Source organism: Ferrimonas pelagia (assembly GCF_039543565.1).
In the GTDB taxonomy this organism is placed as follows: domain Bacteria; phylum Pseudomonadota; class Gammaproteobacteria; order Enterobacterales; family Shewanellaceae; genus Ferrimonas; species Ferrimonas pelagia.
In genome coordinates this window covers 12,191-33,502 of the sequence record NZ_BAABJZ010000016.1, presented here as the reverse complement: position 1 = coordinate 33,502, position 21,312 = coordinate 12,191, and the positions used below count along the sequence as shown (strand labels likewise).

Below are 21,312 nucleotides of genomic sequence, written 5' to 3'. Positions count from 1 at the left end.
GCTCTTGATGTGAACGATTACTTGTTCACTTAGGGAACCTTGCTATGCGGATATCAGCGGCACTACTCAGTTTTATCCCGATATCACTATGGGCTGCGCCATTTGATCAATGCCCGACCGAAGCGTTTCTTTTTCAGGATCCCACGACGGTGGTGTACGGGGTCGATCTGGTCACCGGCAAAGCGGATCTGCTTGCCGGCAGTACGGGGATCTCTGGCACCGTTAATGCGGTCGGTTTTGATGAGTCCGAGCGCTATATCTATGGCTTCAGTAAGGATCTGAAGGATGTGGTTCAGATCGACAGTGACTTTCAGGCGACTGCGCAAGGGGTGACCGGGCTGCCTCAGGGGGTGCATTTTTTCGTTGGGGATGTGGCTGACAGTACGTACTGGGTCTACAAGAAGAACACCGGCTTATTTGCCATTCCGCTGGTTGGGCCCGATGCGATGCAAGCCAGCGAGATCGTCGGGGCCGACTTGAGTTTGAACCTGACGGACTTTGCCTTCCATCCGGGCGATGGCAACCTCTATGCCCTGGATAACAGCAGCGGCTTGCTGCATCGGATCGATACCAGCGACGGCAGCGCGACGGTGGTCGCCGATGCGGGGATCACTGGCACTTTTGGCGCTGGCTATTTCGAAAAGTCCGGTTTTTTCTATGTCTCGCGCAATCAGGATGGTCAGATCTTTCGGCTGGACTTGCGTGATCCCGCCAACATTGCCAATGGCGCCACGCTGTTCGCCTATGGCCCCTCGTCCGGTCAAAATGACGGCGCCCGCTGTGCCAGTGCTCCTATCGTGGCCAGCAATACCGACTTCGGCGACGCGCCGGACAGCTATGGCACCACATTGGCGAGCAATGGAGCCCGTCACGCCTTGCTCAGTGGCGGCCCTGTGCTTGGCGCCTCTGTGGATGCTGACAACGACGGTCTACAGGCCCCCTTTAGCGATGACAGCACGCAGAGTGATGATGAAGATGGCGTGGTGGTGATGACGGGGCTGCAAAGTGGCCAAGATGCACTGCTTATCGTGACCGTCAGTGGCACTGGCGGTTATCTGCAGGGCTTCTTTGATTGGGACCGTAATGGCCAGTTTGAGACGGACGATGAATGGGCCATCGCTGATCGTTATCTTGATCCGGGCGAGCACCGCTTGTTGGTGCGGGTGCCGGATGGGGTATCTGAAGGCAGCAGTTATGCGCGCTTTCGACTGAGCAGCGCCGCCGGGATCGGTCCTATGGGCGGCGCGGCCGACGGTGAGGTGGAGGATCAGGCGATAGAGCTGTCGGTGATCCCGCTCACCTACACCTATTACCCCTCAGCTAATACGTGGGCGACCTTGGCGTTCGAGGATCATTGGCCGCGGCAGGCGGATTTTGACATGAATGATCTGGTGGTGGCGATCCGCACTACGGAAGTGCGCAGCAGCGGTGAGATCGTCCGCATTGATGTGCAAGGCACGCTGGTGGCCAATGGCGCCGATTACCACAATGGGTTTGCGTTTCACTTGCCTGGCGTGTCTGCGGGCGCGGTGGATGTGACGCGATTGAAGATGCGGATCAACGGGGTTGATCGGCTCGCGTCCGGCCAGCTCGAGCCAGGAAGAACGGATGCGATCGTGCGGATCTTTGATGACGCCCAGTCGGTGATCTCAAAATCGTGTCGCTACTATCGTACCGATAAGGGCTGTGATGATGGGCTGCAATATCAATTTGAGCTGACCATCCCCTTTGTCAGTGGCACCTCTGGCAGTGGATTTCCAGCGATGCCTTACAATCCGTTTTTGTTTGCCACACCGGGTACTTACCGTCAGGGGTTCGACCAGCCACCGGGGCGCGGGCTTGAGATCCATCTGGCCGATCACCCCCCCACGGAGGCGGCGGATGTCGGTTTGTTTGGTACCGAGGCGGATCGCACTGTGCCAGGGGCGAGCACGTATCGAAACGACAACAACCTGCCTTGGGCGATGTTGCTGACACAGAGTTGGCATTGGCCTGCCTCTGGGGTTGACCTGCTGCACGCCTATCCGCAGTTTGAGCAGTACATTTTATCCGATGGCTCGGCCCAGCAGGACTGGTATCTGCGCTCGAAAGCCAACACTGACCAGCTATTTGAATAGGGGAGATCATCATGTCTGTTAACTATGGCGTTGTCATTGCGGGGGTGTTGCTGCTCTTGGTCGGCTGCGGCGGAGGCGGTGGTTCGGACAGTCCGTCGCCACCTGCGCCCGCGCCGGCTCCGGAAGCCGTTGCTGATGAAGAGGAAGAGGGGCAAGAGGAGCAGGAGGAAGCTGAGCCGCAGGGCACCACGGCCGATCTGAACGCCAGCTCGGCGCTGCGCTTTAATGAAGATCGCGTATTTCAGGTGGATGTTGAGTTTGGTGAGGCTGGGACGGTGTGGATCTTGAGTCAGGATGATGAGGGCGGGATCGATCGCAGCGCGCCGCTGGCCGTGGGCGCGCTGCAAGGCTCGCCTTTCTCGGCCACCGTCCGAGTGGCGCCGACCGTGGCGTCGGTGCGGCTGGAGCTCTGGTTTGCCGATCCACTGCGTCCGCCGTTGCAGCAGCAATTTGTTGTCGATGGCGCCGACATGAGCTGGCGTCCCTAGTTTTCTCGATCGGTTTGGTCAACAATGGCAACCCTCTGACGTTAAAAGGAAAGACACATGAGTAAGGTTGCCTTTATCGGCCTTGGTGTGATGGGTTACCCCATGGCCGGTCACCTGAAAAACGCCGGTCACGAGATCTGTGTTTATAACCGCACGACCCGAAAGGCGGATCAATGGGTGGCGCAGTATGGTGGTCGACGCGCAGATTCGCCGGCTGAGGCGGCCAAAGGCGCCGATGCGGTGTTTGTGTGTGTCGGCAATGACGACGATCTCCGGGCGGTGGTATCTGGTGCCAATGGCGCACTGAGTGGCATGGCGGCCGGAGCCGTGTTGGTCGATCATACAACGGCGTCCGCCGATGTCGCGCGTGAGTTGGCCGCGCTCGCTGCCGAGCAGGGCAAGCATTTTGTTGATGCACCGGTGTCCGGTGGTCAGGCTGGTGCAGAGAATGGCCTGCTGACGGTGATGATGGGGGGCGAGCCCGAGGTGGTCGAGCGCGTGATGCCGATGATCGAGGCGTTTGCTCGCTCGGCCGTGCAGCTTGGCCCAGTGGGCAGTGGCCAACTGTGCAAGATGGTTAATCAGATCTGCATCGCCGGGGTGGTCCAGGGGTTGGCCGAAGGGCTGAATTTTGCCCAGCAGGCTGGGCTCGATGGGGAGAAGGTGGTGGAGGTGATCAGCAAAGGTGCCGCCCAATCCTGGCAGATGGACAACCGCTCCCATACCATGCTCAAAGGTGAGTATGACTTTGGTTTTGCGGTCGATTGGATGCGCAAAGATCTGGCCATCGCCCTGAATGAGGCGCGGCGCAACGGCTCGCCTTTGCCGTTGACCGCTCTGGTGGATCAGTTCTATCAGGAGGTTCAAAAGCAAGGGGGCGCACGTTGGGACACCTCGTCACTGATGGCCCGTTTTCGCGATTAGGACAAAGCCCCAAAATAAAACACCGCCAACGGGCGGTGTTTTTTTGGATCCGTGGCGCCTTACTCGACGAGGATCGTTTCCAACCCGATATCACTGACGGTGGCCAGCGCGCCGGCGGCGCTGTGGCGTTGATCTATCTGGCCCTGGGCTGACTGCAGCAGCACGGCGCGGCGGATCGCACTGAATGGGATCTGTGCCAGCGCCATCGCGCTCAGTGCCATCTGCATGGGGGGCAGGCTTGGATTGAAGGCGGCGTTCTCAGCGTAACGTCCAGCGAAGCATTGCCCGGCATCGGTTTGCAACACAACGGCGGATGGGCTGCCGGAATAGGGGGCATAGCTGGCGTTGGCGTGCTGCAATGCCAACTGAATGACCGGATCGGTGTGTGCGCACGTCAGCTGATGTTGCTGTGTTGCCATCAGGCCGGTGTCGATCCCCAGATCGGTTGGGCCGAAGGCATAGGGCAGGTAATGCGACAGGCTTTGGCTGCCCTGCTCTGGTAGGACAACCTTTAATTGATCCGCATACTGCAGCTCATTCATAAACTGGCGACAGTGGCCACAGGGCGAGGCATTGATCACCATGGCTTCGAGTCCGGTTTCTCCGGCCAGCCAGGCATTGCTGATGGCGGACTGTTCGCCGTGGACCGAATGGAACAGGGTTTGACCCTGCAATTCCAGGTTGGCACCCAGGTAGAGCGCGCCAGAGCGGCCAATGGCGATGGCGCCGACCTTGAAGTGCGATACCGGGGCAATCGAAAGTGTTGCCGCCATCGGTAACAACGCCAGGGCCAATGCTTCGCCGCTTAATCCGCTGTGTTGCTCCAGCTGCACGCGCTCGTCGGCTGAGAGTTGGCCAACAAACGGGCGTCGTAGGCGCTGAGCAAACCATTTTGCCAGCGTATCCGGTAGATCTGCGATCAAGCTTTGGGTGTCAATCTTCATAGTTCAGTGGTCCGATCTGAATTCGGTTCTAGTGTAGTTTTTTAACTGTTGTCTTGATGTGCGCCGGTTCACGGGCCGACCGCTCTGTTACAGGCTCTGAAGGTAGTGGCCCAGAGCGGTCAACAGGCGGAGCCGGGTTTCATCGCTGCTGTGCTGCTCAAATAACTGCTCCAGCTTGTACAGGTATTCGGGGTTGTCCAGCGTGGCCTGGCAGTGCTCGCGCCATTTGAGCTGCTCCCCTTCTGACAGGGTCTGTGGATAGTTTCGGGCACGATAATGGAACAGCAGTGGCGCTAAACGGGGATCCGTGAACTCGGGTGTCAGCGCGGCCAGATGCTCGGCTGGCGTGGTTCGCACCAGCTCGATCTGAGCCCGGTCAGCCTCGCTAAAGAAGCCATCGTAAAGTTGCTGCTCGACTTGGCGTTCCGCCGTCTGTGGTGGTGCCGAGTCGGTAAACAGGCCGTGGAGCTTTTCCCGAACGATCTTATGATGCTGTTTGAGAAGACGAAAGTGCTCGCGACAGAGAGGTTTATCGAGGCCGAGTCGCTCGGCATTGCCATCATCGAGCGTGCTGGCTGGCGCAACAAATGGGCTGCGGTTGAGGTGAACCAATTTTACCGGCACACGCGGTTCGCCTTCTGGTCGCTCACTGGCCTTGAGGTAGAGTTTGCTGCGCAAGGTGGCGATGTCCCACTCCAGTAACGGGGTGGGATCTTGGGTCAAATCGACACACGCCACCGCATTTTTGTTGTCCGGGTGCCAGGCCATCGGCAGCACGAGGGCGGCACAGCCTTGCGCCGCGGCAAAGCGGGAGCTGACGTGCAGCAGCGGTTTGAGGGCCAGGATGTCGATCTGTTGGGCAACCGCCTGCTTCCGGCGCAGCGAAAAGTACCATTGATACAGCTTGGGCTGTTTCTCTTTTAACAGCTTGGCGAACGCGATGGTGGCTTTGACATCGGAGACGGCGTCGTGCGCGCTGTCATGGCCGATGCCGTTGGCGGCGGTGAGATGTTCCAGCTTGAAGCTGGGCACACCGGGTTCACGCTCAGGCCAGACGATCCCGTCAGGGCGCAGGGCGTAGCAGGCTCGGGCCAGATCAATGATGTCCCAGCGACTGTTGCCGTTTTGCCACTCGCGGCCATAGGGCTCGAAGAAGTTGCGGTATAAGGAATAGCGGGTCACTTCATCATCAAAACGGATGGAGTTATAGCCGACGGTACAGGTACCGGGGCGCGCCATCTGTTCGTGCACCTTGGCAATGAACTCGGCTTCGACCAAACCGAGGCGATTGGCTTTTTGTGGCGTGATCCCCGTGACGAAGATCGCCTCAGGTTGTGGCAAGTAGTCGGTGGGTAACTGACAGTAATACTCGACCGGCTCTTCAATGATGTTGAGCTCAAGATCGGTGCGGATCCCGGCAAATTGAGCGGGCCTATCCGTCGAGGGATCGGCGCCCCATGTTTCATAGTCATGCCATAACAGGGTTTGCTCTTGTTTCATGATGTGCCTGGGATCGAGAGTAAAACACCAGTGTACCAGATGTTTGCAAAGCAGAGATTGGGCTTGCTCTTCGGTTGGCGAGTTTGCCGCCATTTCGGCTAAAAGGTGGCAGTTGGTCGGCTCCATTGACAGCGCGCGGCTTTCGCTCGGCGCTCCCGTGATGGCGTGCTGCGCTCTGTTCACCCAGTCCATAGGAGGGCCGGACCACGTGGATAGGTCAGAGCATTAGGTTGATTTTTTGCCAGTGAAGCACGGTTCTCGACTGGTGTTCGATGGCTGAGAAGTGTCTTTGTCAGGCGAGGCTTTATGGCAGTGATAGCTTGCGCTATTAGCGCGAGCGTTCAATCAGGCTGCGTTTGCCTCCTCGTCGTTAGAAGTATAATGTAAATGCATAATTATATGTCCGTTGCATGAATGATGGACGGTTTAAGGTTTGGAGTACCGACCTCAATGAACGAGCTTATTGTCTATTTTAGTTCTCCGCGATTAACCCTGCGCTCTTGCGCGTTAGAGGATGTCGGCTGGCTGCTGGAGCTGCTGGCAGATGCGGATGTGGCACCGGCATTTCATCGGTTGGGGTTATCAACGGATGCGCATGATCTGGGGCTGACTCGACTGATCGAAAGCGCTCAGTCCGGCCGCTACCTGCTGGCGGGATTTGATGCCTTAGGCGAAGCGGTCGGGGTGTTGGCGCTTTGGCCCGATAGCGACGGCCGGCCGTGGGTTATGTTGGCGGTCTGCCCCAGTTATCGCAGGCAAGGCTATGGCAATGAGATGCTGCGCGCTTGGAGTCATTATTTTCAGCAACACAGCGATAGCACAGATCCGGTGTGCTTCTTCAGTGAGAGTGTTATCGGCAGACACATGGCGACTCGCGCCGGTTTTCAGCCTGCCGTGGTTGGTGAGAACACCGCTGAGGGATACCGTTTGCCCACTTAAAGAGTCTGGGGTTAGAGGGGGGCTGAGCCTGGTTCCGCTGAGGAGTTATCCTCATCTGCTGAGGACTTATCCTCATCCGCTGAGGGCTCTCTGGCCAGATCGTTGACATAATCATCCAGCGTCTGCATTACCTTCTTGCGCGTGTACAGCTTGGGATCAAACAAGATCCGCAAGCTCATCCCCATCAGGAGGTTAAGCATGGCTTCGGCCGCCACGGTGGCGTCGAGATCTGGCCGTAAGTGGCCTTGCTCCTTTTGTTCATTGATGATGTACTCCAGCGTGTCTTGTGCATAGACCATGGATTGAGCCAGCTCGTTCTTTAATTTAGGCTGGACCATGGTGCGGCCCCAAAATGAGATCCGTACCCACCACTCTTCTCGGCGAGAGTGGTCCAAAGGCAGGATCGCCTCTAAGGCTCGGCGCAAAGAGCGATTACGTAATAAGGCAAAGCGCTCGGCGGATCTTTGGTCGACATGGGACAAGGCCGCCCGCATCAGCTGATCTTTGCTGTCAAAGTAGTGACCCACCAACCCCGGCGTGAAACCTGCTTCGGCGGCGACGTCCTTGAGTGTGGTATTTTCCAAGCCCCGCTGAGCGATGACATTGGCTGCCGTCGCTGCGAGGATCTGCCGGCGCGCGTCATGATCAACAACCTTTGGCATGGTGCCCCCTTCTGTTAAAACTGATCTTCGCCTATTTTATTGATCTGGAAAAATAAATCAGCATTTTATTGAAGCGGACAAGGTTTTTGTTTGACAACTTCTTTACGTTTTTTTATTGTTTGGCCATTCAATATAAGGAAGCGCTCATGGACGACAAGGGGATCCCCGCCGCATGGCAGCAAACCATGGCCGATTGGTCGGCGCGACGTACGATGGCATTAGCGATGGGAGGGGAGTGTAAGCTCACCAAGCAGCGGCGACAGGGCCGCGGCGATGCACGACAACGGCTCGAACGCTTGGTAGATCCCGACTCGTTTCGTGAGTTTGGCACGCTGGTTGGAGGCATTGAGCGGGTTGAGCAACCGATCGCGCCGGCGGATGGCATCGTCACCGGTTTTGCTCTGCTCGATGGCAGGCCTGTGTTGATCGGCGCAGAAGACTTTACCGTTCAGGGCGGCTCGATCGGCTTTGGCGCGCACGCTAAGCGACTTCGTTTGGCTCAGTTGGCTCTGCAAGAGCGCTGTCCGTTGATCTTGCTGTTAGAGGGGGCCGGTGAGCGCGCCAGCAACAGCTTGCAACGTCACCCTTATGCGCCAAACGATCTGCAACTGCTGGCGCAGCTCAAGGGGAAGGTGCCAACGGTGGCGGTGGTGATGGGGCCATCGGCCGGTCATGGTGCCTTATCCGGTGTGTTGCTGGATCTGGTGATCATGGTTGAGGGCAGCTCGCTGTTTGCGGCTGGTCCGCCGCTGGTGGCGAAGGCGCTGGGTGAGCAGATCAGCGCTGAAGCGCTGGGTGGGGCGTCGATCCATACCCGTCACTCGGGGGTAGGCCACAATCGGGTGGCCGATGAGTCTCAGGCGGTTGCTGCAGTACGTCAGTTCCTCCACTATCTGCCGCAGAACGCGTGGCAGCGTCCTCAACGACGCGTGGGTGGGGGCGATGAAGGCAAGCGTGCCTTGGCGGAGATCTTTACTCTGGTGCCCCGTGATAATAACCAACCCTATGAGATCAGGGCCGTGATCCAAGCCCTGGTGGATGATGGCAGGTACTTTGAATTGCAGCCGGAATATGGCCGGTCCATGGTGTTGGCGCTGGCGCGCCTCGCGGGCCAGTCGATCTTGATTGTCGCTAACCAGCCCATGGTAATGGCGGGCACGATCAACAAAGCGGCCGCGACAAAAGCGGCTTATTTCCTCGAGTTGGCGGCGGACTTTCATCTGCCGGTGCTGTTTCTGGCGGATAATCCGGGGGTGTTACCCGGCAGTGCGGCGGAGCGTGAGGGCACACTGGCGGCGGCCGGTCAGATGTATTTGGCGCAGTCGCGTCTGCGTGCTGCCAAGCTGCACGTGACGCTGCGCAAAGCCTACGGCTTTGGCAGTTCGGTGATGGGGATGAACCCTTTTGATCAACAGACGATGACGCTGGCTTTTCCCGGTCTGAGCTTTGGAGGCTTACCGAGTCAGGGGGGGAGTGAGGCGGCAGGCATGGACTCAGAAGCCGCGGCTAGGATGGCGCAGAGGGAGCAGCAAGCGGCTTGGAGCGCGGCGGATACCTTAGCGTTTGATGAGATCATCGATCCGAGATCACTGCGCAATGCTTTGATCGATGGCTTGGTCCTGGCCCAGGGGCGCTTAGATGAGGGGGCACAACCGCGCGGCTGAGTGGCGCGTTTCTGCCATGCTTAGGGTCGGCTTTGGTGTGGATCGGCAGATCGACCATGATCTTTTACCCCAATGGCGTTAGACTGCGCGGATCCCAGTGTTTTCAAGAGAGTTTACGATGGCTATCCAATGGTTCCCCGGCCATATGAATAAGGCGCGGCGTGAGATCAAAGAGGTCATGCCGCAGATGGACGTGATCATCGAGGTGCTCGATGCCCGGATCCCATACAGCAGTGAGAATCCGATGGTGGCTCAACTGCGCCGCGATAAACCGGTGATTAAGATCCTCAATAAAGCGGATCTGGCGGATGCTCAGATGACGGCCAAATGGATGGCCTACCTCGAGCAGGAGCAGGGCGTGAAGACCTTGGCATTGGATACCGACAAGGCCAGTCACACCCATAAGATCACCGAGTTGTGTCATAAGTTAGTGCCGCATAAGGTGGGTCAGGACAAGCAGATCAAGGCGATGATCATGGGGATCCCGAACGTTGGCAAATCCACTTTGATCAACACCCTGGCAAAGCGGATCGTGGCGAAGACCGGGAATGAGCCGGCGGTTACCAAGGCGCAGCAGCGGATCAAGCTGGAGCAGGGGATCATGCTATATGACACCCCGGGCATGTTGTGGCCAAAACTAGAAAATGAGCACTTTGGTTACCGCTTAGCGGCGATCGCGGCCGTTCGGGATACGGTTGTGGACTATGAGGATCTGGGCAGTTACGTCTCGGAATATCTGATGGGTGCGTACCCTGAGCGCTTGATGGAGCGCTACAAGCTGGATGAGTTGCCGGCAGAAGACTGGCAGTTTATGGAAGCGGCCGGGCGTAAGCGCGGCTGTATGCGCTCCGGCAATCAAGTGGACTACGCCAAGTTCGGCACCATCTTGGTCAATGAGTTGCGTAACGGCACCTTGGGGGGGATCACCCTAGAGACGCCCGCGATGGCGGAGATCGAAAAGGCGGAGTTGGAAGAGGCACGTCGCAAAGCGGAAGCCCTGAAACTGGCCCAGGAAGAGCAAAAGAATCGCCGCAAGCGCGATCGATAATGCGTCAGTTCGTTATTGACGATCAGGCCGGGCATTGCCCGGCTTTTTTCTGCCTGGGTGTTTAATAAAAAGGGAGGTGACAGCTGGGCAGTTCGTTCTTGGCCAAGTAGTCCTGATGGTACTCCTCTGCCGGCCAGAAGATCTGCGCGGGTACGATCTCGGTCACGATGGTTTTGCCTTGCCAGTAGCCTTCCTCTTGCTGACGAGCCTTAGAGGCCAGGGCTTGTTGCTGCTGGCTTTCGTCGTGGTAAAACACCACGCTGCGGTATTGGCTGCCGAGATCGTCGCCTTGTTGATCACGCGTGGTGGGATTATGGTGCTGCCAAAACAGATCTAAGATGGCGTCGAAACTGACGTAGGCCTCGTCGTATTCCACTTGCACCACTTCGGCATGCCCGGTATCACCTTGTTTGACTTGGGGGTAGCTGGGATTGTCTAACGTGCCGCCCATATAACCGCAGCGCACCGTGGTGATCCCCGGGATCTGGCGTAGAAAGTATTCAACCCCCCAGAAGCAGCCTGCGCCTAATGTTGCTATTGCCATGAATTACCCCTCTGCCTTCTATGGACGTTTGGATGGCTAAACGTCCGTTGACAATAAGCGAGATCCCCATCGATGGCAAGCGGTTTCCTGTGACAGCTTTGCTATCGCCTGGTTACAATGTTCGGCATGTCGATGAAGTAATGGAGATACGGGTGTTTGACACGGACATGTTGCAACATACTTTGAGTCAGGGTGAGCGGATGGCAGCACCACTGCCACAGCGGTTGAGCCATACTCTGGCGGATGGGACGCATGTCAGCATGCAATGGCCGGGGATCTTGTGGGTCGAGCCGGCGTCGCCGGCGGAGCACGATGTGGTGCTCTCAGCCGGCGTCCATGGCAATGAAACAGCGCCCATAGAGCTGCTTAATGAGTTGGTTACAGCTTTGCTTGAAGGGCAGTTCTCCTGCCGGCAGCGGTTGCTGGTTCTGTTTGGCAATCCCGCGGCCATGTGTCAGGGCCAGCGCGAGCTGAAGCTCAATATGAATCGCTTATTTTGTGGTGCGCATCGCCGCTATGAGGGCGAGGAAGCGATGCGGGCGGCTTTGTTGGAGCAGACGGTCGAGGCATTCTTCGCTCAGCCCGATCGCCGTCGTTGCCATTATGATCTGCATACCGCGATCCGCGATTCTCGCCGAGAGAAATTTGCGGTCTACCCCTTCCGGCATGGCCGCCCTTGGAAGCGCAGCCAATTGGCGTTCTTGGCCCGATGCGGGGTGGATACTGCGCTGTTGTCCCATGCCCCCACCACCACGTTCAGTTATTTCAGTTCAGATCGCTTCGATGCCGATGCCTTTACTGTGGAGTTGGGCAAGGTTCGGCCCTTTGGTCAGAATGACTTAAGTCGATTGGCAGCGTTGCGGCAAGAGTTGGTGGCCTTGCTGTCTCATCGGCAAAGTGAGTCGTCGCCACCGGCGCCGATCACGGTGTTTGATGTCGCTCAGACCATCATCAAGCGCAGCGAGGCCTTTCGGCTCAATTTTGCCGATGACACCGCGAACTTTACCGAATTTAAGCCAGGAGCCCTACTAGCGCAGGATGGGGAGTTAGCGCATCGGGTGGGTGAGCAGACTGAGGCGATCGTCTTTCCCAATGCGCATGTCGCGCTCGGCCAGCGTGCGTGCTTGACGGTGGTGCCGGTGGGCGATGAGCAGCCCTTTGAGTAGGTGAGCTCATGCCGTTGTAAATCCCCTTGTACAGCGTTCGGTCGGATCGGCCTGCCGGGGCTGGGTTGTTTTGTTGTTATGCCGTTTACGTAAAGGTAACTTGTTGGTCGATGCTTCATGACAACCATGACAGATCTTGCCCGGACGGATCCGGCGGGATCGGCAACAGGAAGTGCAACAATGACAGATAATTCCGCATTCAGTCGCGTTCAGCATCAAGCTCGGCTACTGGATGGACAGACCCTCAGCATTCCGACGGTGAAGATCTTGGACGCCGATGGGACCATCTACTCTGACGCTGAGCTGCCCGAGCTCGACCAGGCGATGGCGCTGAAGATCTACCATAGCTGTGTGTTCACCCGCGTGCTGGACGAGCGGATGCTCGCGGCGCAACGACAAGGGCGGATCAGTTTCTATATGACCTGCACCGGTGAAGAAGCTGCCGTTTTGGGGGCTGCCGCCGCGCTATCACAAGACGATATGATCATGGCGCAGTATCGGGAGCAGGCGGCGCTGCATTATCGAGGGTTTACCACGTCGCAGTTTATGGATCAGATGTTCTCCAATTGCCAAGATCTTGGTTTGGGTCGGCAGATGCCGGTCCACTATGGCAGTCGCGCGTTGAACTACATGACCATCTCTTCGCCGCTCGGCACGCAGATCCCGCAGGCCGCAGGCTATGCCTATGGCCAAAAGCTGGAGGGGCGCTCAGCCTGTACCTTGTGTTTCTTTGGTGAAGGAGCGGCGTCTGAGGGGGACTTTCACGCAGGATTGAACATGGCGGCTGTGCATGGTTCGCCGGTTATCTTCTTCTGCCGCAATAATGGCTATGCGATCTCGACGCCCGCCAGTGAGCAATATGCCGGTGACGGTATTGCGCCAAGGGGCGTGGCGTATGGGATCAAGACCATACGGGTGGATGGCAATGATCTGCTGGCGGTGCTGGCTGCGACGCAATTGGCACGTCAGATAGCGATTGGGCAGCACTGCCCTGTGTTGATAGAGGCGATGTCTTATCGCCTCGGCGCCCATTCCAGCTCGGACGATCCCAGCGGCTATCGCAGTAAAGAGGAGGAGGCGAAGTGGCAGCAACATGATCCGGTGCGTCGGTTTAAATTGTGGTTGATGCAGCAAGGCTGGTGGGACGAGCCGCAGGACGAGGCGCTGTATGGCCAGTATCGGCAGGAGGTGTTGGCCCAGTTGAAGATCGCCGAGCAGGTGGCGCCCCCGCCGCTTGGGAGTTTGGTGACGGACGTTTATGATCAAGTGCCCCCCCATCTGCAACAGCAACTTGAACAGGTGCAGCAACAGGTCCGATTATATCCGGAGTCTTATCCCAAAACCGCCGGTAAGGAGGTGTGAGCATGGCGCAGATGAACCTATTGCAAGCGATCAACCAAGCCTTGGATCTGGCCATGGGCAATGACGGACGCGTCTTGGTGTTTGGTGAAGATGTGGGTCAATTCGGTGGGGTGTTTCGCGCCACTGCCAAGTTGCAGGACAAGTATGGAAAAGCGCGCTGTTTTAACACGCCGCTGACTGAGCAGGGGATCGTGGGTTTTGCCAATGGCCTTGCGGCCCAAGGGATGCGGCCGGTTGCCGAGATCCAATTTGCTGATTACATCTTTCCGGCGTTCGATCAGATCGTCAATGAAACGGCGAAATTCCGCTACCGCAGTGGCAATGAGTTTAATGTCGGTGGGCTGACCATCCGCACGCCCTATGGGGGCGGGATCGCCGGTGGTCATTATCATTCGCAGTCACCGGAGGCGTACTTTACTCAGACGCCGGGCCTGAAGGTGGTGGTGCCGCGTGATCCTTACCAAGCTAAAGGGCTGCTATTGGCGTCGATCCGAGACGACAACCCGGTGATCTTTTTGGAGCCCAAGCGACTCTATCGAGCGTCTGTGGGCGAGGTGCCGGAGCAAGATTATGAGTTGCCTCTCTCTCAGGCAGAGGTGATGCAAGAGGGGACGGATATCACCTTGGTTGGCTGGGGCGCGCAATTGGAGGTGATGGGCAAGGCGATAACACAGGCGGAGCAGGAGGGGATCCGCTGTGAGCTGATCGATCTGCGTACCCTACTGCCTTGGGATGTGGATACGGTTGCAGCCTCGGTTGAAAAGACGGGACGATTGCTGATCAGCCATGAAGCGCCGTTGACCGGTGGCTTTGCCGGTGAGATCGCCGCGACCATTCAGGATCGTTGCTTCCTCTATTTAGAGTCACCCATAGCCCGTGTCTGTGGCATGGATACCCCCTATCCATTGGCGCTGGAGCAGGAGCATATGGCAAACGAACATAAGATCTACGAGGCCATCAAGGCCAGCGTCCATTTTTAAGGAGATAACATGCTCAAGGAATTTATCCTTCCGGATATCGGTGAGGGCGTTGTCGAGTGTGAGCTGATCAACTGGCTGGTGGCGGAAGGCGATAACATTAAAGAGGATCAGCCTATTGTCGAGGTGATGACGGATAAGGCGATGGTGGAGATCCCCGCACCGTATGATGGGGTGATCACCAAGCTGCACTACCGTCAGGGTCAGATCGCCAAGGTGCATGCGCCTCTATTTCAGGTTGAGACCAAGGCAGAGGCGAACGAGGAGAGCCCAATGGTGCCGGCGTCAACGGCAATGATGGGTGAGGGGGAACCCGAGCAGACGGTAGTGCACGACTTTATCTTGCCCGATATCGGCGAAGGGATCGTCGAGTGCGAGTTGATCGACTGGTTGGTGGCAGAAGGGGACGAGGTTGAGGAAGATCAACCGATCTGCGATGTCATGACCGACAAGGCCTCGGTACAGATCCCCGCCAAAGAGGCAGGCACCATCGCCAAACTGTATTACCGTAAGGGCCAAGTGGCGCGTGTTCATCAGCCTCTGTTTGCTCTGGCGGTAACGCGCTCGATGGCCGACAAGGTCGAGAAACCAGAGCAGGCCACGCCTGACACACCGCAGCCGCAGCGGCTTGCTGGTGGCTTGCGGGATGCGGAGCAGGGACAACCTCGCGCGGGCAAGGCACTGGCCAGTCCGGCGGTACGTCGCTTAGCCAGAGAGCATGAACTGGATCTCAGTCTCGTGCCGGGCAGTGGCAAGCGCGGGCGGATCGTCAAAGAGGACATTAATCGTTATCTGGAGTCTGCACAGCCGTCAGCACAGGGTACCAACGCCGCTGCTGGTACAGCCGCGAGCGGGCAAGATAGGATCGAGCCGATCCGCGGGATCCAGGCTGCGATGGCGCGGCAGATGACCGCGGCGGCTCAGACGATCCCTCATTTCACCTATTGCGAAGAGTTCGATCTGACTGAGCTGGTGGCGCTGCGCTCAAGGCTAAAAAGTCAGTATGCCGAAGCTGGGATCAAGCTGACGTTAATGCCGTTTTTTATCAAAGCGCTGTCGTTGGCGATCAGCCAATATCCCCGCTTGAACAGCCGGGTTAACGATGACTGTACCGAACTGACCTACTGCCACGATCACAATATTGGTATGGCCGTTGATGGCAAGCTGGGCCTACTGGTACCGAACATCAAACGGGTTCAGAATCTGTCTATCGTTGAAGTGGCCGAGGAGGTGACCCGCTTGGGCGACGCGGCAAGGGTTGGCAAGGTCGCGCCTACGGATCTGCAAGGGGGCTCGATCTCGATCTCGAATATCGGTGCCATTGGTGGGACAGTGGCGACACCCATCATCAATAAGCCGGAAGTGGCGATCGTGGCTCTGGGCAAGTTGCAGTCTCTGCCGCGCTTTAATGGCAAGGGAGAGGTCGAGGCACGCACCGTCATGCAGATCAGCTGGTCTGGTGATCACCGCGTGATCGACGGCGGAACCATGGCCCGCTTCTGCAATCTATGGAAGCAATATCTGGAACAACCTGAGCAGATGCTGCTGAGGATGCGGTGAGTTAAAAGAGGGTACATAGTTCTTGTGTAATTATTGGGCAGGCGCTAGCTTCGGTTTACCGACATAAGAAAGGCGCCTTAATATGTGGATAATGCTGTTGGCTACGGGATTAAATGTGCTTGGCTTGACCATGAGCTTGGCCCAGCCGGGCTCTTGGTGGCTCGTTGTGCTGGCATTAGGGGTATTATTGAGCCTTGAGCCTTGGCTGCAGCAACTGAATGGCACGGGGTGGGTTGGCATTATCCGTCGTCAGAAGAGATCAGTGTGATACACGTGCATTGGATATTGCTTCGCAGTAAAGCAATATCCAATGACGTTTGAAACAGCGTAGAAGCGAAACATTCACTATAATTGCGACTGAATAACGGTTCCTTATTTCTGGAGTAAGTACGTGTATCGTCGTGTATTGCTTCTTGTCAGCGTCCTTTCCGTTCTATGTGTACCGGCTAGCTACGGTAACGATCCCTCTCAAAACAAGCATTGGCTATTGCCTGAATATCAAGAATACACGCTGCAGTGGCAAGCGTTGCTGGCTGATCTCGGCTTGCTTCCGCCGGGCTGGATGGACGAGTCACTTGAGCAGCAAGATCATGCGATCACGCAGGCGTCCCTAAGATTATTGGCGCTTCAGGCCGAGCTGCAGGGAGAGGACAACATCAAAGGCATTCACTATCTCCAAGATATTTGGAAAAGTGGCATGCAGCGGCAGTTTATCGAGCAGATGACGCCGCAATTTTCCGCGTTTGAGCGTTTGCGCGCCGCCCTACATCACCAACAAGCGATCGCTGCGTTGCCCAGGCCGGATCTGACTGAATTGGCCGAGTTGGGGTTGGGGCAAGCACACCCAGATCTGGCGAGCCTCAGGCAGCTCATTGCTTTGCGATTGCAGCAGATCTTACCGTCGGCCTTGGAACACAGGACGGTCTGGGATCCTCCGTTTGAGCTGCTGCTGAAAGAGTACCAGCGGCGGCATGGATTGGCGCCCTCTGGCCGGTTGGATCCGGCCACCCAAAAGAGCCTGACATTGGATCCTGCGCTGCGGCTTCAACAGATCCGCTTTTCGTTGCTACAGTGGTTTCAGCTACCCAGTCAACTGGAGGGATATTCGATATTGGTCAATATTCCGCATTTTCAGTTAGTGGTGCTCAATGGTGAACGTGTAGAGCTGGTGCTGCCAGTGGTGGTCGGCAAGCCACAAACTCCAACGCCACGAATGAATAGTCGCTTTCGAAGTGTCACCCTGAATCCTACTTGGACGCCACCGTCGAGCATTGTTCGTAACGAGCTATTACCGGCATATCGTAACAACCCAAGCAGCTTAGCCAGTCAGGGCTTCTATCTCAGTAGTGCTAGCCAAGAAGTCTTGCCATGGGAGCAGGTAGAACTCGATGGGCTGGAGCAGCAATTGGGTCGCTATCGATTGGTCCAGGCACCAGGTAGAGCGAACCCTTTGGGCAAGATGCGACTCAACCTCACGGCCAGTGATGCCATCTACCTGCATGATAGTAACAACAAGGCGTTGTTTGGCCACCGGCAACGCGCTTATAGCCATGGTTGCGTTCGAGTGGGTGAGGCAGAGCAGGTGCTGCAATATCTGGCTTCTCAAGAGACGAAGGATACAGCCCGCCGGCTTGAACTGGCTCTTGGAAGCCGTAAGACGGTGACCCAAAGGTTGCAGAGCTCTATCGGTGTGTATCTGGTGTATATGCCTGCTTGGGCTAGTGAGGGAAATGGGTTGGTGTTAAAACCGGATATTTATCACTTAGCCAGCCAAGGTTAGTTGATAAGGTTGTACCCTTGAGTCGCAAAGGCGGTCGTTTTAGCCAGAATTTGGGTGCTCAGAAAAAGGCAGCACAATACCAGAGAAGCTCTGGCGTCCCATTTCACTCCATATCGAAGATATGGAGCTTATTCTCCCTTTGGTCCGATAAGGTTGTCTCTTTTAACTTGAGGGCTATCAATGTGTTTAGCGCAGATATGTCTAGAGATGTATGGGGAAAGGGTCATACCATTGGCATTTTGTTGCTTCGGGAAAAGGGGGGCCTGATGTTGCGTTATGTTTGTCCATCTGGGCTGGTTAAAATTCTGTTTTGATGTGACTTAAGTCTTGGCACTGCGGGGCTTTGTGTCGAGTCACAAGACAGCTAGATCTGGCAGTAGACCGGCTCGAACAGAAAATAATTACGTTTTGCTCACCACATTTTACGATCTTCGACTAGATTTACTCTTGCTTCGAGTTGACAGGACGTTGATTCCTAAATTTCACAAGGATGCGCAGTAAGTTGCCTCTGTCCACACTTGGAGAATTAGTCATGTTAAAGCAAGCTTTGATTGAGTTTTGGAATGATGAAAGTGGTCTGACTACCGTTGAGTATGCGGTTGCCGGTTCGTTAGTTGCTGCCGCATTGGTTACCGCGTTTACCGATCTGGGTGAAGAGGTGGGAACCAGTATTTCTAACTTGTGTGAGCAAGTGGACGGTGATCCAGCTGCAAACACCAGCGGTTGTTCAAGCTAATATCGGCTGAGACTTATTGTGTCATTGGTTTTATCAGAAGTACTGCCATTATTATAAGTCGTATTTTGTAGGCGATAGTAGTGGGCATTTCATAGGAAATGCCCTCTGACCTGTTAAATTATTTCGGATGGATTCTAACCATGTTGCACGATCCGCAATGGATATCGGCATCGGTGTTGTTATCGATCGCAGTTATCATTGATCTTCGAGCTCATATAATCCCGAATAAACTGTGCGTGCTCGCACTTGTATTTGGGTTGATAACGCAAACGTGGTTGTTTGGTCTCACTGGTTTAGGCCTATCTGTTGTTGGGGCATTCGTTCCAGCCATCATCCTTTCTTTTTTTTATGCACGCAAAGCCATTGGCGCGGGTGACGTTAAACTCATGATCGCTCTAGGAGCGATTGTTGGGCCAATGTGGATATTGTGGGCCATTGTTTTTGGCATCCTATTCGGTGGCATAACCAGCGTGCTGCTTTCCATCTATCGCACAGGTTGGATGGGTTTAAGCAAAACACTAGGTCGTTATCGAGCCATCTTTATTACTCGCACATATTACCAACCGGAAGCGTCGGAATTGGCCAGTCAAAAGGTGCCGTATGCACCTGGGCTGGCGCTGGGGTGGTTGGTGCTACTGAATTGGCCTGGCCAATTACCCGGACTAGGTTGAGGGGACGACGATGAATATCTTTACCCGAGAGGCCTCGTTGGAGCAGGAGCCCATAGTCATACGAAAACCGGCACCGGTGACGATTGCCGAGATAGGGGTGGATCCTGCTCTGTTAATGCAGCTGCTGGTGAAGCATCTATCGGACGGTGATGTACTGACGTTAAGTGAACTCAGCCAGCGTTTGGCCTTGCGCGCGGTATTGGTGCAGCAGTTGTTGGACGAAGCCAAGCAGACGGCATTGGTTGAGAATCGACAAGCGTCACACACAGGGCAAATGCGCTACAGCTTAAGTCGTCAAGGGCGAGATGCTGCCCAGATGTATTTTGCAACAAGTGGTTACCTTGGACCTACGCCGGTTCCTTTAGCGCAGTTTGCCGATCAAGTTCGGGCGCAGTCCAGCCGTCAGCAGCAAGTGACGCGAGATGATTTTATCAAGGCACTTGAGGGCATGGTGATCCCTGGTGATCTGGTGGAGCAGCTCGGGCCGGCGCTAAACTCTCGCCGACCGCTATTGATCTACGGCCCAGCAGGTACCGGTAAGAGCTATATCTGTAGCCGCTTGAATCAGATATTTGAAGACGATGTGCTCATTCCTCACGCCATATGCGTTGGTCATGCCATTATTCCGGTGTTTGACCCGCAATTACACTGCTTGATGGGAAAGGTGGCAGAGGAGGAGCTCAATGTCCTCGCCGCGGATGACGATCTCCGTTGGTATCGCTGCCACCGACCCGCTTTGATTGTCGGTGGTGAGTTGACCGCAGATATGCTCGATATTCAGTTTGATACGAAAAATAGAACGTACCAAGCCCCGATCGGACTGAAGGCAACCAATGGGATCTTGTTGATCGACGACCTTGGCCGTCAGAGCATCACGCCAAAGCAGATCCTGAATCGTTGGATCTTGCCGTTGGAGGAGGGGAGGGACTTTTTGTCATTGCCTAGCGGCGAGCATTTCGAGGTGCCGTTTGAGCAATTACTGCTATTTTCAACCAATCTGTCGCCCACCGAGTTGGTAGACCCTGCCTTTTTACGCCGACTCGGCTACAAGATCCATTTTGGTGCGTTAGAGCCGCATGAATACTGGGAGATCTGGCAGCAAAACTGTCGGACGGCCGAACTTGAGGAAGCGAACGGGATCCGCGAGTGGTTGCTCAATGAGCGTTATCGCCTCAGTGCGACCCCAATGCTGCCATGTCATCCACGGGATCTATTGGCGATCGTGATTGATAGGATCCGTTACAACCAACTGCCGAACCTGATCACCCAAGAGCTGCTTGAACACGCTTGGGATATGTATTTTGTTCATGATGATCGGCAATTCACTCAAATGCCCGATGCTCAAGTCAGCGGGGAGGATAAATGAACACGCGTTCAATATTGTTTGTCGGTTTGTCATTGGCTTTTGGCGCTGGCGCGGTGTTTATGGCACAGCGTTGGCTTAACCAGAATCAGCTCGAGTTCTCACCAGATAGCGACAGTGTGCCGGTGGTCGCTATGGCCGTTTCAGTGTCTGCTGGCACTATCTTGCAGGATAAACATGTCACCGTCACCAGTGTCCCGGTTGCGTTGGCGCCCAGCAATGTGATCACCGATCCGGCCGACGCGGTGGGAAAAGTCACTAAATATCCTGTTATGGAAGGGGATACGTTACATCCGCAAAAGTTGGCGCTCAAAGGCGAAGGGAGCGTTTTGGCCAGCCTGATTGAGCCCAATATGCGAGCGGTGTCTATCCGGGTTAATGATGTCGTCGGTGTCGCGGGCTTTTTGTTACCGGGCAATCGTGTTGATGTGTTGGTGACCCTAAAAAATCGTAAGCGCAATGACATGGATTGGTCGTCGGGCACTGAAGTGATATTGAGCAACCTTAAGGTGTTGGCGATTGATCAGAAGGCCAATCAGGATTCGAACCAGCCGGTAGTGGTCCGTGCGGTGACACTTGAAGTGACGTTGGAGCAGGCCGAGATCTTGATGAGTGCCCGTTCCAAAGGGGAGATCCAGCTTGCCCTGAGAAACCCAAATGATGCCGGTGAGATCCAAGTGGCTTCGTCTCAAATCGAAGAGAAGTCAACATTGAGTGTGACCGCAGAGCCGATTCCTCAGCCCAACAAGGCTGCGCCGGTTCGTACGACCCCAAGGAAGCGGGTTGAGTTGATCAAGGGGACGGCGAAGGAAACGGTCACTGTGGGGAAAGATGCAACAACCGAACTGGATAAAAAGGACAGCTAAC

At 56.0% G+C, this 21,312-nt stretch carries 20 protein-coding genes; 16 read left to right on the top strand and 4 right to left on the bottom strand.

The window, feature by feature from the left end:
- Positions 1-44 precede the first annotated feature (44 nt).
- From ABEA08_RS06385 to ABEA08_RS06375, 3 genes are read left to right on the top strand one after another with little or no spacing between them, the layout of a single operon-like run.
- A complete protein-coding gene (locus tag ABEA08_RS06385) occupies positions 45-2,117 on the top strand; it encodes an LruC domain-containing protein (protein WP_345334427.1) in 2,073 nt (690 codons plus the stop codon).
- An 11-nt stretch (positions 2,118-2,128) separates the two neighbouring features.
- Positions 2,129-2,605: a hypothetical protein gene (locus tag ABEA08_RS06380; protein ID WP_345334425.1), complete on the top strand. Its 477-nt coding sequence runs from the start codon at positions 2,129-2,131 to the stop codon at positions 2,603-2,605.
- A gap of 57 nt (positions 2,606-2,662) precedes the next feature.
- The gene (locus ABEA08_RS06375; protein WP_345334423.1) at positions 2,663-3,529 is read left to right on the top strand and encodes an NAD(P)-dependent oxidoreductase; all 867 of its coding nucleotides are present in this window, start codon (positions 2,663-2,665) and stop codon (positions 3,527-3,529) included.
- Positions 3,530-3,588: 59 nt separating this feature from the next.
- Here ABEA08_RS06375 and cdd read toward each other — a convergent pair whose 3' ends face one another.
- Positions 3,589-4,473: a cytidine deaminase gene (cdd, locus tag ABEA08_RS06370; protein ID WP_345334421.1), complete on the bottom strand. Its 885-nt coding sequence runs from the start codon at positions 4,471-4,473 to the stop codon at positions 3,589-3,591.
- A gap of 87 nt (positions 4,474-4,560) precedes the next feature.
- On the bottom strand, positions 4,561-5,973 hold the full coding sequence (sbcB, locus tag ABEA08_RS06365) for an exodeoxyribonuclease I (protein WP_345334419.1): 1,413 nt from the start codon (positions 5,971-5,973) through the stop codon (positions 4,561-4,563).
- 450 nt (positions 5,974-6,423) lie between these two features.
- Here sbcB and ABEA08_RS06360 point away from each other — a divergent pair, with 450 nt between their 5' ends.
- Complete coding sequence (locus ABEA08_RS06360) at positions 6,424-6,912, top strand: GNAT family N-acetyltransferase (RefSeq protein ID WP_345334417.1); 489 nt, start codon at positions 6,424-6,426, stop codon at positions 6,910-6,912.
- Between the two features lie 11 nt (positions 6,913-6,923).
- Here ABEA08_RS06360 and ABEA08_RS06355 read toward each other — a convergent pair whose 3' ends face one another.
- The gene (locus tag ABEA08_RS06355) at positions 6,924-7,574 is read right to left on the bottom strand and encodes a TetR/AcrR family transcriptional regulator (protein WP_345334415.1); all 651 of its coding nucleotides are present in this window, start codon (positions 7,572-7,574) and stop codon (positions 6,924-6,926) included.
- Between the two features lie 146 nt (positions 7,575-7,720).
- On the opposite strand from ABEA08_RS06355, the gene ABEA08_RS06350 reads away from it, so the two are divergent.
- Both ABEA08_RS06350 and ylqF read left to right on the top strand, forming a co-directional pair.
- Positions 7,721-9,238 (top strand): acyl-CoA carboxylase subunit beta, encoded by a 1,518-nt coding sequence (locus ABEA08_RS06350; RefSeq protein WP_345334413.1) that lies wholly within the window; start codon positions 7,721-7,723, stop codon positions 9,236-9,238.
- A gap of 118 nt (positions 9,239-9,356) precedes the next feature.
- Positions 9,357-10,286, top strand: coding sequence for a ribosome biogenesis GTPase YlqF (ylqF, locus tag ABEA08_RS06345; RefSeq protein ID WP_345334411.1), 930 nt, complete (start codon positions 9,357-9,359; stop codon positions 10,284-10,286).
- 61 nt (positions 10,287-10,347) lie between these two features.
- Here ylqF and msrA read toward each other — a convergent pair whose 3' ends face one another.
- Positions 10,348-10,830, bottom strand: a complete 483-nt coding sequence (gene msrA, locus ABEA08_RS06340) for a peptide-methionine (S)-S-oxide reductase MsrA (protein WP_345334409.1) — start codon at positions 10,828-10,830, stop codon at positions 10,348-10,350.
- A gap of 152 nt (positions 10,831-10,982) precedes the next feature.
- Here msrA and astE point away from each other — a divergent pair, with 152 nt between their 5' ends.
- The 10 genes from astE (at position 10,983) to cpaB (ending at position 21,311) form a co-directional block, all read left to right on the top strand.
- Positions 10,983-11,996, top strand: coding sequence for a succinylglutamate desuccinylase (gene astE / locus ABEA08_RS06335; protein WP_345334407.1), 1,014 nt, complete (start codon positions 10,983-10,985; stop codon positions 11,994-11,996).
- 180 nt (positions 11,997-12,176) lie between these two features.
- The gene (locus ABEA08_RS06330; protein ID WP_345334405.1) at positions 12,177-13,358 is read left to right on the top strand and encodes a thiamine pyrophosphate-dependent dehydrogenase E1 component subunit alpha; all 1,182 of its coding nucleotides are present in this window, start codon (positions 12,177-12,179) and stop codon (positions 13,356-13,358) included.
- Positions 13,359-13,360: 2 nt separating this feature from the next.
- Positions 13,361-14,338, top strand: a complete 978-nt coding sequence (locus tag ABEA08_RS06325; protein WP_345334403.1) for an alpha-ketoacid dehydrogenase subunit beta — start codon at positions 13,361-13,363, stop codon at positions 14,336-14,338.
- Between the two features lie 9 nt (positions 14,339-14,347).
- Complete coding sequence (locus tag ABEA08_RS06320) at positions 14,348-15,895, top strand: dihydrolipoyllysine-residue acetyltransferase (protein ID WP_345334401.1); 1,548 nt, start codon at positions 14,348-14,350, stop codon at positions 15,893-15,895.
- 82 nt (positions 15,896-15,977) lie between these two features.
- Complete coding sequence (locus ABEA08_RS06315; RefSeq protein WP_345334399.1) at positions 15,978-16,163, top strand: hypothetical protein; 186 nt, start codon at positions 15,978-15,980, stop codon at positions 16,161-16,163.
- Between the two features lie 219 nt (positions 16,164-16,382).
- Complete coding sequence (locus ABEA08_RS06310; RefSeq protein WP_345334397.1) at positions 16,383-17,675, top strand: L,D-transpeptidase family protein; 1,293 nt, start codon at positions 16,383-16,385, stop codon at positions 17,673-17,675.
- A gap of 532 nt (positions 17,676-18,207) precedes the next feature.
- Positions 18,208-18,411, top strand: a complete 204-nt coding sequence (locus ABEA08_RS06305) for a Flp family type IVb pilin (RefSeq protein WP_345334395.1) — start codon at positions 18,208-18,210, stop codon at positions 18,409-18,411.
- 140 nt (positions 18,412-18,551) lie between these two features.
- The gene (locus tag ABEA08_RS06300; RefSeq protein ID WP_345334393.1) at positions 18,552-19,082 is read left to right on the top strand and encodes an A24 family peptidase; all 531 of its coding nucleotides are present in this window, start codon (positions 18,552-18,554) and stop codon (positions 19,080-19,082) included.
- 10 nt (positions 19,083-19,092) lie between these two features.
- Entirely contained in the window at positions 19,093-20,448 is a 1,356-nt protein-coding gene (locus ABEA08_RS06295) for an AAA family ATPase (RefSeq protein WP_345334391.1), read from the top strand.
- Positions 20,445-21,311, top strand: a complete 867-nt coding sequence (cpaB, locus tag ABEA08_RS06290) for a Flp pilus assembly protein CpaB (RefSeq protein WP_345334389.1) — start codon at positions 20,445-20,447, stop codon at positions 21,309-21,311. Before ABEA08_RS06295 ends, cpaB begins: the two co-directional genes overlap by 4 nt.
- Position 21,312: the final 1 nt, after the last annotated feature.